This is a genomic window from Motilibacter aurantiacus (assembly GCF_011250645.1).
Taxonomy (GTDB): Bacteria; Actinomycetota; Actinomycetes; order Motilibacterales; family Motilibacteraceae; genus Motilibacter_A; species Motilibacter_A aurantiacus.
The window spans coordinates 173525-187312 of sequence record NZ_JAANNO010000008.1 but is presented as its reverse complement, the minus strand read 5'-3'; the positions used below and the strand labels follow the sequence as shown (position 1 = coordinate 187312).

The window sequence follows — 13788 nt, the reverse complement described above, 5'->3', positions numbered from 1 at the left end:
GCGGCGGTCGACCTCAGCCGAGGCCGAGGTCGGACAGCTCGTACGCGGCGAGGTACTCCAGCCCGCGCTCCTGCACCGCCGGGCGCGCCCCGCGCTCGACGATCACGGCGACGCCGACGACGGTCGCGCCGGCCTCCTGGAGGGCGTCGACCGCGGTGAGGACCGAGCCGCCGGTCGTGGAGGTGTCCTCGACGGCCAGCACCCGGCGGCCCGCGACGTCCGGCCCCTCGATGCGGCGCTGCAGGCCGTGCGCCTTCTCGGCCTTGCGGACCACGAACGCGTCGAGCCGCCGTCCGCGGCCCGCCGCCGCGTGCAGCATCGCGGTGCCCACCGGGTCCGCGCCGAGGGTCAGCCCCCCGACGGCGTCGTAGTCCAGGTGGGACGTGAGGTCGAGCATCACGGCGCCGACCAGCGGCGCGGCCTCGCCGTCGAGCGTCACGCGGCGCAGGTCCACGTAGTAGTCGGCCTCCTTGCCGCTGCTCAGCACGACGCGGCCGTGCACGACCGCCTTGCCCTGGATCTGCTGGAGCAGCAGCTCTCGATCACCCACGGGGCGAGCCTAGCCACCGGTGCTGCGGCTCGTGGCCGCGCGCCAGGTCTCGTCCACCCGGGGCCTCGGCCCCCTGGGCACCACCTCCGGCCCCCTGCAGCCGGTCCGAGGTGGGGCCACCGGGGCCGATGTGCGCCTGCCGCCTCACCTGCGGGCGGCCACCCGCGCCAGCAGCGCCGGCGGCAGCGCCCGGGCCAGCGCGGGCAGCGGCTTGTAGCGCCACCCCGGCACGCTCACCACCCGCCCGCGGGCGAGGTCGCTCAGCGACCCCTCCACGACTCGCTCGGCCGAGAGCCACATCGAGCGCGGCACCCACCCCATGTCCAGGTCGGCCCGGTCGTGGAACTCGGTGCGCGTCCACCCCGGGCAGAGCGCCTGCGCCCGCACCCCGGTCCCGGCCAGCTCGCCGTGCAGGCCGACCGTGAAGCTGGTGACCCACGCCTTGGCCGCCGCGTAGGTCCCCCGGGGGACGAAGCCGGCCACGCTGGAGACGTTGACGACCACCCCGTCGCCGCGCTCGACCATGCCCGGGACCGCGGCCCGGGTCAGGTGCAGCGGCGCCCGGACGAGCACGTCGAGCAGCCGGTCCTCCTCGCAGAGCTCCGCCTCGCCGAACGGGCGGCCGAGCCCGAAGCCGGCGTTGTTGACCAGCCAGCGCACCGGCCGGGCCGGGGCCGACAGCCGGTCCTCGACCGCGCGCAGCCCCTCCGGCGTCGCCAGGTCGGCCGGCAGCACGTCGACCGTCACCCCGTACGCCGAGCGCAGCTCACCGGCGCGCCGGGCCAGCCGCTCGCCGTCCCGCGCGACGAGGACGAGCCCGGCACCGCGGACGGCGAGCGCCCGGGCGTACGCGAAGCCGATGCCGGCCGTGGCGCCGGTGACGAGTGCGACGTCCATGGCCCCGAGCCTGTCAGGAGCCTGAGAGGCTGCCTCCCGTGCCCCGCCGTCCCCTGCTCGCCGACCGGCTCTCCGGCCTCGGCACCACGATCTTCGCCGAGATGTCGCGGCTCGCGGTCGAGACGGGCTCGGTCAACCTCGGCCAGGGCTTCCCGGACACCGACGGCCCGCCGGAGGTCGCGGAGGCGGCGGTCGCGGCGATCCGGGCGGGCGTCAACCAGTACCCGCCCGGCACCGGCGACCCCGAGCTGCGGCAGGCGATCGCCGAGCACCAGGAGCGCTGCTACGGGCTGTGCTGGGACCCGGACACCGAGGTGCTCGTCACGACCGGCGCGACCGAGGCGCTGGCCGCCACCCTGCTGGCCCTCGTCGACCCCGGGGACGAGGTCGTGGCGCTGGAGCCGTTCTACGACTCCTACGCCGCCGGCGTCGCCCTGGCCGGCGGCCGGCTGGTGCCGGTGACCCTGGAGCTGCCGGAGTGCGCCCTCGACCTCGACGCGCTGCGGGCGGCCGTGACGCCGCGCACCCGCCTGCTGCTGATCAACTCCCCGCACAACCCGACGGGAGCCGTGCTCTCGCGGGCCGAGCTGCAGGCGGTCGCCGAGCTCGCGGTGGAGCGGGACCTGCTCGTGCTGACCGACGAGGTCTACGAGCACCTGGTGTTCGACGGCCGCGAGCACGTCCCCCTCGCCACCTTCCCCGGGATGCGCGAGCGGACCGTGTCGGTCTCGTCGGCCGGCAAGTCCTACTCGTTCACGGGCTGGAAGATCGGCTGGGTGACCGGGCCGGGGGAGCTCGTGACGGCGGTCCGGACGGCCAAGCAGTTCCTGACGTACGTGTCCGGCGCGCCGTTCCAGCCGGCCGTCGCCGCCGCGCTCCGGCTCGGCGACGCCCCGCTGCACCAGCTGCGGGACGCGCTGCAGGCCAAGCGCGACCGGCTCTGCGCGGGCCTGCGCGAGGTCGGGTTCGCGGTGCACGCGCCGGCGGGGACGTACTTCGCGACGACGGACATCCGCCCGCTGGGGTTCGACGACGGCCTGCAGCTCTGCCGCGAGCTGCCCCGCCGGTGCGGGGTGGTCGCGATCCCGAGCCAGGTGTTCTACGCCGACCCCGAACGCGGCCGGCACCTGGTGCGCTGGGCGTTCTGCAAGCGGGACGAGGTGCTCGACCTCGCCGTGGAGCGGTTGCGCGCGCTTCGCTGACGGGAGCGGAGACGTCGCGAAGGGTTGACCCCGGAGAAATCGGTCAACACCTAGGTGATGCGCCGGACCGGTCCACCGATCCCGACGGGCACGAGCTGGAGCGCGCTCTGCCTGGGGCTCCTGGGGCTCCTGGCGACGGCCGACGTGGCGGTCGGGCAGGCCCACAACTTCACCGGCACCTACGCGGTGCCACCGTTCCTCGCCGGCGCACTGCTGCCCGCCCGGCGCACCGCGCTGATCGGCGCGCTCGCGGTCCTCTGCGCCCTCACGATCACCCTGCTGGACGCGGTGGACGGGCTGGTGGGCACGATCCGGGTCGGCGCCGTGCTGCTCTCCGCGGTGAGCGCGCCGTGGGTCGCGCACGTGCGGGAGGCCCGGGAGCAGCGCCTGGCCAAGCTCACCCGGGTGGCCGAGGTGGCGCAGAAGGCGGTGCTCGCCCCGCTCCCCACCGTCTCCGGCCCGCTGGCCGTCGCGTCGGCGTACCGGTCCGCGAGCGACGAGGCGGCCATCGGCGGGGACCTGATCGACCTGGTGGAGACCGCGTCGAGCACCCGGCTGATCGTGGGCGACGTGCGCGGCAAGGGGCTGACCGCCGTGCAGCTGGCGGCCTCGACCCTGCGGTCCTTCCGCGACGCGTGCGTGAGCGGCGCGGGCCTGCAGGAGGCCGTCGCCCAGATCGACCGGCGGCTGGTGCACGACCTGGGCGACGAGGACTTCGTGACCGCCGCCCTGGCCGACGTGTCCCCGGCCGGGCTGCTCGAGCTGGTGAACTGCGCGCACCCCCCGCCGCTGCTCGTGCGGGCAGGGCAGCCGCCCCGCCTCCTCGAGCCCGCGTCCCCCGACGTGCCCTTCGGCCTCGGGCCGGCGCCGCAGCCGCTCCGCCTGCAGCTGGAGCCGGGCGACCGCCTGCTCTTCTACACCGACGGGCTGATCGAGGCGCGGTCGCGGCGAGGGGGGTTCGTCCCGTTGGAGGAGCTCACGGCCACCCTCGGGACGGCCGTCTTCGAGGATGCGCTGGACGAGGTGCTGACGGCCCTGCGCGGCTCCGTCGCGGGGCGCTTCGGCGACGACCTCGCGCTGCTGCTCGTCGAGTACGACCCGGCCCACACCGGCCGGCGACGCGAGGTCGCGACCCTGCGGCCCGGCTCCAGGGTCACCGCGGCCCGGGCTGCCGCTGAGCCGCGGGCGAGCTGATCAGCGCGAGGCTGACCAGCACGAGCCACACCGGGGCGACGACGCCGGCGGAGTACGGCAGGCACAGCACCAGGACGAAGCCGGCGACGAAGAGGCCGAACAGCCCGCCGACGGCCCCGGTCCAGCGCGGCAGGGCACGCAGCCGGAGGGCGGCGTACGCGCTGGCCCCCATCGCGATCGCGACGCCGATCCAGCCGACCCACTGGCCCTGGCTCACGAGCAGCGCGAGCACGGACACGTCCTCCTCGGTCGTGAAGCTCCCGTCGACGCCGCCCGGCATCCCACCGGCGAGCATCGCCTTGAACGAGAACGCGAGGATCAGCGCGCCGACCGCGCCGGAGAAGGCCGTGCGCAGCACCGCGGGGACGAGCGAGTGGCCGGGCAGCCGGGCCTCGACGTGGCGCACGAAGCCGGCGGCGAAGACGACGAGCGCGGTGACGGCGACGAACCCGAGCGAGGCCCCGGCCTGGACCAGGCCGCGCCCCTCGAGCGCGGCGTACACGGCCTCCGGGCCGCTGCGGACCGCCGACTCGGGCGGGTCGGTGAAGGTGAACGCCGTCGCCACCGCCCCGGTCACCCCCGCCAGCACGCCGGACCAGGCCCAGACGCTGCGGCGGGGGCCGGCGTAGCCGCCGGGCTCCGCGGTGCCCGGCGCGGCGGGCTGCGCGGTGACGGTGACGATGCGGCCGGTGTCGAGGCTGCCGAGCGAGTTCACGAGGGGCTCCCGGGGACGAAGGGGCGGGCTCGCCGGTCGGCCGGCGACGCGACCACCGTCCCGCCCGGCCCGGTGCGGGGGCGACGGTGCTGACCGGCCGACGTGGCGGGATGGTGGCCGGTGGGGACGGTGTGGGGAGTACGCCCCCCATCCCGGGCTGCCTCGCCTACGGTGTCCGGATGCCGATCCGAGTGGTGCTCGCCGAGGACAACGCGCTCCTGCGCCAGGGCCTGACCCGGCTCATCGCGCTCGACGAGGGGCTCGAGCTCGTGGGGACCGCCACCGACATGCCGTCCCTGCTCGAGCTGGTGGCGCGGGAGAAGCCCGACGTCGTCGTGTCGGACATCCGCATGCCCCCGACCGGCACCGACGAGGGCATCCAGGTCGCTGCGACGCTGCGCGCCGAGCAGCCGCAGACCGGGGTGGTGCTGCTCAGCCAGCACGCGGACGCGGCCTACGCGCTGCGGCTGCTGGAGGGCGGGTCGAGCGGGCGGGCGTACCTGCTCAAGGAGCGGGTCGCGGACGTCGGTGAGCTGACGGCCGCGGTCCGGGCAGTCGCCTCCGGCGGCTCGGTCATCGACCCCACCGTCGTCGAGCGGCTGGTCACGGCGAGCCGGGCGCCGGAGAAGTCGCCGCTGCACACGCTGACCCCGCGCGAGCTCGAGGTGCTCGGGGAGATGGCTCAGGGCAAGAGCAACGCCTCGATCGCAGCCTCGCTGGTGCTGTCGGAGCGGGCCATCGAGAAGCACACCAACTCGATCTTCTCCAAGCTCGGGCTGACCGAGGAGCGGGACCTCAACCGGCGGGTGAGCGCCGTTCTGGTCTATCTCGGCGGGGTGCCGAGCCGCGCGTCCGGGCGCTGACGGGGAAGCTGGCACCACCGTCGGGCCGGGCGTCCGCACCCTGGCCGCACGGCGGCCCGACGAGCAGGATGGGGACATGACCGCGCCACCCGAGGCCCTGCCGGCCGGCCCGCCGCCGGGCGACGTCTCGGTCCTGGTCGTCGACGACCAGCGCCCCTTCCGGCTCGCCGCCGCGGGGGTGCTGCGGCGGGCGGCCGGGTTCGCGCTCGTGGGCGAGGCGGTCGACGGCGAGGAGGCCTACGCGCTGGTGCGGGCGCTGCGCCCCCAGCTGGTGCTGATGGACATCCGCATGCCGGGCATCAGCGGGGTGGAGGCGAGCCGGCGGATCCGCGCCGGCTTCCCGGACACCGTCGTCTTCCTGTGCTCGACGTACGACCGGGCGGACCTGCCGCCGGGCTCGGACGCGAGCGGGGCAGCGGCGTACGTCCACAAGGAGGAGCTGCGCCCCGAGCTGCTGCGCCGGCTGTGGGACGAGCACGCGCCCGCGTGAGGCCGACCCCGGAACAGCTGCTGGAGTGCGTGGGCAGGACGCTGCCCGACGTCGCGGCGCCCGGGCTGCGGGTCCTGTTCTGCGGCATCAACCCCGGCCTCTACACCGCGTTCACCGGCTTCCACTTCGCCCGCCCGGGCAACCGGTTCTGGCCCGCGCTGCACCGGTCGGGCTTCACCCCCCGCCTGTACGCCCCGGCCGAGCAGGCCGCGCTGCTCCCCCTCGGGCTCGGCATCACCAACGTGGTCGACCGCGCGACCGCCACCGCGGCCGAGCTGACGCGGGAGGAGCTGGTGACGGGGGGCGCCGCGCTCACGGCGAAGGTCCGGGCGCTCGCGCCGGCCACGCTGGCCGTGCTCGGCATCACCGCGTACCGGGCGGCCTTCGGGCAGCCCCGCGCTGCTCTCGGGCTCCAGCCGGAGGGCATCGGCGGCACCGCGGTCTGGGTGCTGCCGAACCCGAGCGGGCTGAACGCGCACTACACGCCGGCGGCCCTGGCCGAGAAGTTCGCAGAGCTGCGCGAGCTCGCGGGGTAGGACGTCGTCATGACCAGTGTCATCGCCGTCATCGCCATCGACGCCCACGACATCGGGCTCGTCTCCCGCTTCTGGATCGAGGCCCTCGGCATGGAGGTCGTCGAGGAGCAGGAGGACATCGTGAGCCTCGGCCCGCCCGACGGGCGGGGGCCGGGGATCGACGTGATCCACGTGCCCGAGCCGAAGTCGGTCAAGAACCGGCTCCACCTGGACCTGCGTGCCGACGGCGTCCCCGTGCAGGAGGAGGTCGCCCGCCTCCTCGCGCTCGGCGCCACCCGGGCCGACGTCGGCCAGCCGGAGGACGCCAGCTGGACGGTGCTCGCCGACCCCGAGGGCAACGAGTTCTGCGTGCTGGGGCGGCCGGCGCAGGAGGCCGGCTGAGCCGCGCCTCGCGTCGCGCCTCGGGCCGGGGGCGAGCGCCGCGCCGGGGCGGGTCGGCGTAGCCCGGCCGGGAACGGGTAGCCCGAAGATCGTGATGCGGAGAACGGTCGCAGGCCTCGTCTTGACGGGCCTTGCGTGCGCGGGGTGTGCCGGTGCCCGCGCGGAGGCGGCAGAGACAGCGGCAACCCAGTTCGCACGTGCGCTGCAGGAGCAGGACGGCGCCGCCGCCTGCGCGGTGCTCGCGCCGTCGACGGCGGACGAGCTCGAGCAGGACGCGGGGCAGGAGTGCCCTGCCGCCGTGACCGACGCCGAGCTCAACGAGGCCGGAGCCGCAGTCGGTGTCGACGTGTTCGACGGGCAGGCCCGGGTGCGGCTCGAGCACGACACGTACTTCCTGTCCCGCTTCGACGACGGCTGGCGGGTGGCCGCCGCCGGGTGCACCGAGCGACCGGGCCTGCCCTACGACTGCACGGTGAAGGGGGGCTGACCGGTGCGTGCCGTGTTCTACGCCTACGTCGCGGCGATCGTCGCGGGCCTCGTCTACTTCACCGCGCTGGGCGTGGCCCAGCGATGAGCGACCAGAAGCAGGAACGCGGATTCCTGCGTGACAATTCGCTCTCGATCGCGTTCGGGTTGCTCTTCCTGATCACGCTGGTCCTGCAGGCGCTGGCCGGCTGGGCCCAGGAGAACAACGAGCTCCGCCAGGCCGAGCTGGACCCCGTCTCGTTGCTGCACTACGTGACGACGGCGAGCTTCGGCGCCGACGTGCTGGAGAACTGGCAGTCGGAGTACCTGCAGTTCTTCCTCTTCCTCTTCGGCACCGTATGGCTGATCCAGCGCGGCTCCCCCGAGTCCAAGGAGCCCGGCAAGGAAGGCCCGGAGTCCGACGAGGAGCAGCAGCTCGGCGCGTACATCGAGGACGACTCGCCGGCGTGGGCGCGCGCCGGCGGCTGGCGGGCCCAGCTCTTCTCCCGCTCGCTCGGCGTGGTGATGGCGCTGATCTTCCTCGCCTCGTGGGCGGGCCAGTCCGTCGCCGGGTGGTCGGCGTACAACGAGGAGCAGCTGCGCGACCTCGCCCCGCCGGTCAGCTGGGGCGGCTACGTGCTCGGGGCCGACTTCTGGAGCCGCACCCTGCAGAACTGGCAGTCCGAGCTGCTGGCCGTGGGGTCGTTCGCGGTCCTGGCGATCTTCCTGCGCCAGCGCGGGTCGTCGCAGTCGAAGCCGGTGGGCGCGGCGCACGCGTCGACGGGGATCGAGGGCTGAGCGCGGTGCACCGCCGGGGCCTTGCGGGGGTCAGGCGCCGGTCGTCGCCGCGATCTCCCGGAGTGCCGCGACGTGCCCTCCGTACGCCCGCCGGCCGGCCCCCGTGAGCGAGAGCCAGGTCCGCCGGCGCCCGTCGGCAGCCTGCTTGGAGACGGTGACGTAGCCGGCCTCCTTGAGCACGGCGGCGATCTTGCTCAACTGCGAGTCGGAGACGTCCAGCGCGTCCCTCAGCACGACGAACTCGACCGTCCCGCCGACGCCGGTCCCGGCCAGCGCCGCGCAGAACCGGAACCGCAGCAACGGGTGGATGACCGGGTCGAGGGCTGGCGCCGTCGTGGCGCTCATCGGCCGCTCTCCAGGTCCTCGCGGTAGGCCTTCTCCCACGCCCGGCCCATGACGGCGCAGAACGGCACGGTCACCACGGCGGCGACGAGCCACGGCCAACGCTGCCCGGCGGCGGCGTCCAGCAGCGCCGGGACGCCGCCGAGGACGACCAGCCCGGCGAGGATCCCGCTCTCCAGGCGCCGCGCACGCCCACCGCGGACCCCCGACGCCACCCACAGCCCGGCGCGGGCCCGGTGCACCGCCACGAGCGCCCCCGAACCCACAGCCGCCAGCAGCGCCGCCGGCGTCAGCAGCCGGTCGTCGTGGGTCGCGGCGGCTGCCATCATCGCCGCGAGCAGCAGCCCCAGCGCCGGGTAGTACCAGGCCGGCGCCGCTGCACGGCGTCCCACGCTCGTCCGCGTGGCCGTGGCCGCCCGCAGCATCTCGGCCGCCTCGGCCGGGCTCGGCGTCGTGTCGTCGGTGCTCACCGGTCCCCCTCGTCCCCGTCTTTCCGTTGTGGAAAGTGAACCAGTGCCTTTCCACTCTGGCAAGTGACGGTCCCGCGCAGCGACGGGACAGCCGCGCCCCACAGGGCCGCGGCGCTCGGTCAGTCGGCCCGCAGCACCCGGGCCGGACGCACCCGCGCCGCGCGCCACGACGGCAGCAGCGCGACGGCGACGGCCAGCGCGACGGCCGCGGGCACCAGCGCCAGCAGGGTGTCGCCCGGGACGTCCACGTCGGTCGCAACCCCGATCGCCGCGGCGGTCTCGTGCCACAGCAGCCGCCCCAGCCCGAGGCCCAGCGGCACGCCGACCGCCAGGGCGACCGCGACCGTCGTGACCGCGGTGACGACGAACGAGACGGCGACCTGCGCGGGAGTGAAGCCGAGCGCCCGCAACGTGCCCACGTCGGGCGCCCGGCGCCGGGCCAGCAGCCCGAGCCCGTGGGCGAGGGCCGCGGCGGCCAGCGCGGCGAGGAACGCCGCCAGCACGCGCGGCAGGGCGAGCATGCCGGTGACGTTGACGACCTCCTCGGGCTGCTTGGCCCGGCCGAGCTCGAGGCGCGACTTGTACGCGTCGTAGAGCTCGTCGACGCCGTCCCGGTCGGCGGCCCGCACGAGAGCGGACATCGTGGGCACCCCGTCGGCGAGGTCCCGCAGGGCGGGCAGCGTCAGCGCGAGCGTGCTGCCGAGCGGCTCGGCGTTGACGACCGGGAGCAGGACCGTGCCCACCACGGTCAGGGACCGCGGCGCGCCCTCGGGCGGGGTGAGCTCGAGCCGGTCGCCCAGCCCGAGCCCGAGCCGCTCGGCCAGGCGGGGGCCCAGCGCCACCTCGTCGTCCGCCGTCGGCATGCGGCCGGCCAGCACCTCCCACCGGAAGCTGCCCTTGCGCTGCTCGGCGGCGTGCGCGGTCAGCAGCGTGCCGCCCGCGCGCACGCTCGCGTCGCCGTCGAGCGACAGCGCGCCCACCCGCGGGTCGGCGGCGAGCTCGGCCATCACGTCCGGCTTGGCGTCCACGTAGGCGAAGTCGGCGGGCCAGCCGTAGCGGTGCGGGCTCGTGTCCAGCCGCTCGAGGCTGGCCGTGAACGTCGTGGCGGCGACGACACCGCAGACTCCCAGCACCGCGCCGACCAGGGTCGTGCGCACCGGGACGGCGCTCCGGCCCCGCCCCCGGCTGAACGCGAACGCGACCCCGACCGCCGCGGCCGGCCCGCCGGGCAGCCGGGCGACCCCGCGCACAGGCGTCTCCGGCGCGTCCGCCCGGGCGCGGCCCGCGCGCAGGGCCGACACCGCGCTGAGGACGAGGAACGTCCCGGCGGTCAGCAGCCCGCCCGTGACGGTGACCGGGACGTCGGGGCGCCATCCCGGGTCCGGCTCCACCCAGCGCAGCGCGCCCAGCGGCTCCAGCCGGCCCGCGAGCAGCCCGCCGGCCACGGCCGCGGCACCGGCCACCCCCGCCCCCAGTGACGCCGGCAGCAGCCGCGCGAGGACCCGCTCGACCGTGGTGAGCCCGAGGGTGGCCTCGGTCCGCTGGTCGACCGTCCCGGCGGCGTGGTGCCGGGCCAGCGCCTGCCCGACCGCGAACAGCCCGGCCAGGGCGGTCACCGCGGCGAACGCGCCGAGCGCGATGCCGGCCGCGTGGCGAGCCGCCCGCACCCGCGGGTCGCCGTCCTGCTCGGCGAAGGCCGCGCGCAGCGGGCCGAACTCCTCGGCCCCCGGCGGCGGGTCCGCCGAGAGCGCGTCGAGCCCGGCCGTGAGGGCGGCGGCGTCGGCGTAGCCGTTGTGCAGCCGCAGCAGCAGCGTCGAGCCGGGCGAGAAGCCGGCGTACCTCTCGGCGTAGGCCGGGCTCGCGAACCACGGCCCCACGCCCTGGCCGGTCGGGCCGGCCATGCGGACGACGCCGACGACGCGCAGCTGCAGCCGCGGCCCGTCGGGCTCGCCGAATCCCTGGTCGAAGTCGTAGATCTCCTCGACCGTCAGCAGCGTGTAGTCCAGGACGTCGCCGACCGAGACGCCCATCTCGCGGGCGAACCGCTCGTCGACCGCCACCTCGTCGACGGCGGTGTCGGCGGGCATCCGCCCCTGCACCGGGACGGGCGTGATCAGCCCCGGCGGACGCGGCTGCCCGGACGAGATCGAGACGTAGACCAGGTCCTCGGAGCCGAGCTTGCCGACGGTGACGAGGCTCGTCCAGGCGGCCTGCACCTGCGGCAGCGCGGTGACGGCGGGCACCTGGGACGGGTCGAGGACCATGACGCGCGCGTCCTCGGCCGAGCTGGCCGCGACGAGCCGGGAGTAGGCCGAGGAGGTGCGCGCCGCGAGCGCGACCGAGCCGACCACGACGGCGCCCGCCAGGCCGGCGACGAGGCCGAGCAGGACGACGGCGGCCCAGCGCCGCCGAAGCTCCACCCGCCCCACGACGAGGACCGCGCCCCACGCGGTGCGGCACGCCCGGCGGCCGTCCGCGGTCCGCCGGCCGTCCGCGGTCCGCCCGGACCGCGCGCTCCCGCCGGGCCTCCCGCCGGACGAGCGGCCCGCCGCCCCGGCCGCCATCACGCCGCCCGCAGGGCGGGCCGCACGCGGCCGCTGACGCAGGTGCCCGCACCCGGCGCGGACGTCCACGTGACCCGGCCGCCGATCGCGCCGAGCCGGTCGGCCATGTTCTCGAAGCCCGCGCCCGGGCGGACGGTGGCCGCGTCGAAGCCGGGGCCCGCGTCGCGCACCTCGAAGCAGAGCTCGTCCTGCTCCTGCCAGACCCGGAGCGTGACGGGGGCCGCCGGCGCGTGCTTCGCCGCGTTCTGCAGCGCCTCCAGGCAGCAGAAGTAGACCGCCTCCTCGACGCCCGCGGCGTAGCGGCCGACGCTCGCCTGCACCGCCACGGGCTGCCGGGCGCGGGCCGCTGCGGCGGGCAGGGCCTGGGACAGCCCGGCCTCGACGAGCAGCGGCGGGTAGATGCCGTGGGCCAGGTCGCGCACCTGCTGCACCGTGGCCCGCGCGTCCGCCGCGGCCTCGTCGAGCAGCTCGACCGCGGCGGCCGGGTCGTCGGTCACCAGGTCGCGGGCGAGCCCGAGCGTCACCGCGAGCGCGACGAGGTGCTGCTGGGCGCCGTCGTGCAGGTCGCGCTCGATCCGCCGGCGCTCGGCGTCGGCCGCCGAGACCAGCCGGGCGCGGCTGCGGCGCAGGTCGGCGTTGGCCTCGCGCAGGTCCGCCAGCGTCTCGCGCAGCGCCGAGTCCAGGACGCGGTTGCGCAGGACGACGCCGAGCCGCCGCCCGACGTCGGCAAGAACCCGCTCCTCCGCCTCGCCCAGCCGCGGCCCGTGCACCGACCGGCCCGCGACGACCAGGCCCAGGACCGCCCCGGCGTGTGTCGCGGGCGTGAGCCGGACCTGCTGGCCCTCCCGGCCGTCGAGCAGGCGCGGGATCCAGAGCCGGAGCCAGGCCTCGCCCGCCACGCCGGCGCGGGCCAGCAGGGCGAGCTCCGCCTCGTCCAGCGGCGCGACGGCCGTCCCGTCGTCCGGGAGGCGCAGCGTCCGCTCCAGCCGGGTGCCGTCGCCCGCCCATACCTCGACCACGTCCAGCGACAGCGTGCGCCGCAGTGACGAGGCCAGCTGGTCGAGCAGCTCCTCGACCGGGACGCCCTGGGTGGCCCGGTCACCGAACGCCCGCAGCACCTCGTCCGGGGAGCGCCGCACCCCGAGGAGGGCGCGCCCGGCCGCCCTGGTGGCGCGCCGGGTGAGCGGCACCGCGACGGCCGCGCCCGCTGCCGCCCCCGCGGCAGCGGGAGCGACCAGGCCGTGCTCGCGGTCGGCCGGCAGCCGCCCGAGCAGGAGCAGCATCGCCGCCAGGGCGAGCAGCACCGCCGTCCCCACTCCCACCGCGTACGCGGCGGCGCCCAGGACGGGCCCGGCGGCCCGGCGCACCCGCGGCCCGGGCGCGGCCGCGAGCGCGGCGGGCACGAGGGCCAGGACGGCGAGGACGGCCTCGGTGACCCCGGCGTGCGTGTCGCTCAGCGCGCGGACCGCGAGGGCGTCCAGCCCGAGGACGGCCGCGACCGCGCCCGCCGCGGCCAGCAACAGCAGCCGCTGCCGGCGAGCGGGCAGCGCGCCGCTCATCCGGCCCCCACGTGCTCGGCCCCGGCGGCCCGCCCGTCGCGCATGTGCACCACCCGCTGCGCCCCGGCGGCCACCTCCGCGCTGTGGGTGACGAGCAGGATGCTCTGCCCGGCCGCGTGCAGCCGGGTGAACAGGTCGAGGATCTCGGCCGCGCCGGCCGAGTCGAGCGCGCCGGTCGGCTCGTCGGCGAGCAGCACGGTGGGGCGGTTGGCCAGGGCCCGGGCGATGGCCAGCCGCTGGCGCTGGCCGCCGGACAGCGCCCCCGGCGCCTTGCGCGCCTTGTCCAGCAGGCCGAGCAGGTCGAGCAGCTCGGCCGCGCGGGCCTGCGCCTCGCGCCGGCCGCACCCCGCGGTCAGCGCCGCGAGCGCGACGTTCTCGGCCACGCTCATGCCTTCGAGCAGGTGGAAGAACTGGAAGACGAGGCCGACGTGCTGACGGCGTGCCCGGGCCAGGGCGCTCTCGCCGAGGCCGGTGATCTCCTCGCCCGCCAGCAGCACCGATCCCTCGTCGGCGGGCTCGAGCCCCGCGGCGACGTGCAGCAGCGTCGACTTCCCGCACCCCGACGGGCCCATGAGCGCGACGAACTCGCCGTGCGCCACCCGCAGGTCGACGCCGCGCAGGGCCCGCACGGGCGCGGTGTCCGGGTCGTACGTCTTGCGCACGCCGCGCACGTCGAGGGCCGCGCCGAGGGCCGGAGCCGGCGGAGCGCTCTCCGCGGCCGGGGTCGCTAGGTCCGCCACGGCGCCACACCCTAGGGACGCG

General features: G+C 76.6%; 16 protein-coding genes. 8 read left to right on the top strand and 8 right to left on the bottom strand.

Features of this window, described 5'->3' with window-relative positions; genetic code table 11:
- Nucleotides 1–13 precede the first annotated feature (13 nt).
- Nucleotides 14–550, bottom strand: coding sequence for an orotate phosphoribosyltransferase (pyrE, locus tag G9H72_RS15245; protein WP_166172561.1), 537 nt, complete (start codon nt 548–550; stop codon nt 14–16).
- Between the two features lie 144 nt (nt 551–694).
- Nucleotides 695–1447, bottom strand: coding sequence for an SDR family NAD(P)-dependent oxidoreductase (locus G9H72_RS15240; protein WP_166172559.1), 753 nt, complete (start codon nt 1445–1447; stop codon nt 695–697).
- 38 nt (nt 1448–1485) lie between these two features.
- Here G9H72_RS15240 and G9H72_RS15235 point away from each other — a divergent pair, with 38 nt between their 5' ends.
- A complete protein-coding gene (locus G9H72_RS15235; protein ID WP_166172557.1) occupies nt 1486–2649 on the top strand; it encodes a pyridoxal phosphate-dependent aminotransferase in 1164 nt (387 codons plus the stop codon).
- Between the two features lie 57 nt (nt 2650–2706).
- Nucleotides 2707–3843, top strand: coding sequence for a PP2C family protein-serine/threonine phosphatase (locus G9H72_RS15230; protein ID WP_166172555.1), 1137 nt, complete (start codon nt 2707–2709; stop codon nt 3841–3843).
- Here the strand turns inward: G9H72_RS15230 and G9H72_RS15225 are convergent.
- A complete protein-coding gene (locus tag G9H72_RS15225; protein WP_166172553.1) occupies nt 3803–4558 on the bottom strand; it encodes a hypothetical protein in 756 nt (251 codons plus the stop codon). The two genes, G9H72_RS15230 and G9H72_RS15225, sit on opposite strands and share 41 nt — an antisense overlap.
- A 179-nt stretch (nt 4559–4737) precedes the next feature.
- Between G9H72_RS15225 and G9H72_RS15220 the strand changes: the two genes are divergently transcribed.
- The 6 genes from G9H72_RS15220 to G9H72_RS15195 all read left to right on the top strand — a co-directional run bounded on the left by G9H72_RS15220 (nt 4738) and on the right by G9H72_RS15195 (nt 8091).
- A complete protein-coding gene (locus G9H72_RS15220; protein WP_166172551.1) occupies nt 4738–5421 on the top strand; it encodes a response regulator transcription factor in 684 nt (227 codons plus the stop codon).
- Between the two features lie 76 nt (nt 5422–5497).
- Entirely contained in the window at nt 5498–5911 is a 414-nt protein-coding gene (locus G9H72_RS15215) for a response regulator (RefSeq protein WP_166172549.1), read from the top strand.
- Nucleotides 5908–6447: a G/U mismatch-specific DNA glycosylase gene (gene mug, locus G9H72_RS15210; RefSeq protein WP_166172547.1), complete on the top strand. Its 540-nt coding sequence runs from the start codon at nt 5908–5910 to the stop codon at nt 6445–6447. Before G9H72_RS15215 ends, mug begins: the two co-directional genes overlap by 4 nt.
- A 9-nt stretch (nt 6448–6456) precedes the next feature.
- Nucleotides 6457–6828: a VOC family protein gene (locus tag G9H72_RS15205; protein WP_166172545.1), complete on the top strand. Its 372-nt coding sequence runs from the start codon at nt 6457–6459 to the stop codon at nt 6826–6828.
- Nucleotides 6829–6949: 121 nt separating this feature from the next.
- Nucleotides 6950–7315 carry a hypothetical protein gene (locus G9H72_RS15200; RefSeq protein ID WP_231127062.1) on the top strand — a complete coding sequence of 122 codons (366 nt, stop codon included), beginning with the start codon at nt 6950–6952 and terminating at the stop codon, nt 7313–7315.
- 83 nt (nt 7316–7398) lie between these two features.
- Nucleotides 7399–8091, top strand: coding sequence for a DUF6766 family protein (locus G9H72_RS15195; protein ID WP_166172543.1), 693 nt, complete (start codon nt 7399–7401; stop codon nt 8089–8091).
- Between the two features lie 30 nt (nt 8092–8121).
- Here the strand turns inward: G9H72_RS15195 and G9H72_RS15190 are convergent, their stop codons facing one another.
- From G9H72_RS15190 to G9H72_RS15170, 5 genes are all read right to left on the bottom strand, one after another.
- Complete coding sequence (locus G9H72_RS15190) at nt 8122–8436, bottom strand: transcriptional regulator (protein WP_166172541.1); 315 nt, start codon at nt 8434–8436, stop codon at nt 8122–8124.
- Nucleotides 8433–8903 (bottom strand): hypothetical protein, encoded by a 471-nt coding sequence (locus G9H72_RS15185; protein WP_166172539.1) that lies wholly within the window; start codon nt 8901–8903, stop codon nt 8433–8435. Before G9H72_RS15185 ends, G9H72_RS15190 begins: the two co-directional genes overlap by 4 nt.
- A 119-nt stretch (nt 8904–9022) precedes the next feature.
- Entirely contained in the window at nt 9023–11467 is a 2445-nt protein-coding gene (locus G9H72_RS15180; protein ID WP_231127061.1) for an FtsX-like permease family protein, read from the bottom strand.
- Nucleotides 11467–13026: a histidine kinase gene (locus tag G9H72_RS15175; protein WP_166172535.1), complete on the bottom strand. Its 1560-nt coding sequence runs from the start codon at nt 13024–13026 to the stop codon at nt 11467–11469. Before G9H72_RS15175 ends, G9H72_RS15180 begins: the two co-directional genes overlap by 1 nt.
- Nucleotides 13023–13766: an ABC transporter ATP-binding protein gene (locus tag G9H72_RS15170; protein WP_331272337.1), complete on the bottom strand. Its 744-nt coding sequence runs from the start codon at nt 13764–13766 to the stop codon at nt 13023–13025. The genes G9H72_RS15175 and G9H72_RS15170 overlap by 4 nt, the downstream gene beginning before the upstream one ends.
- Nucleotides 13767–13788: the final 22 nt, after the last annotated feature.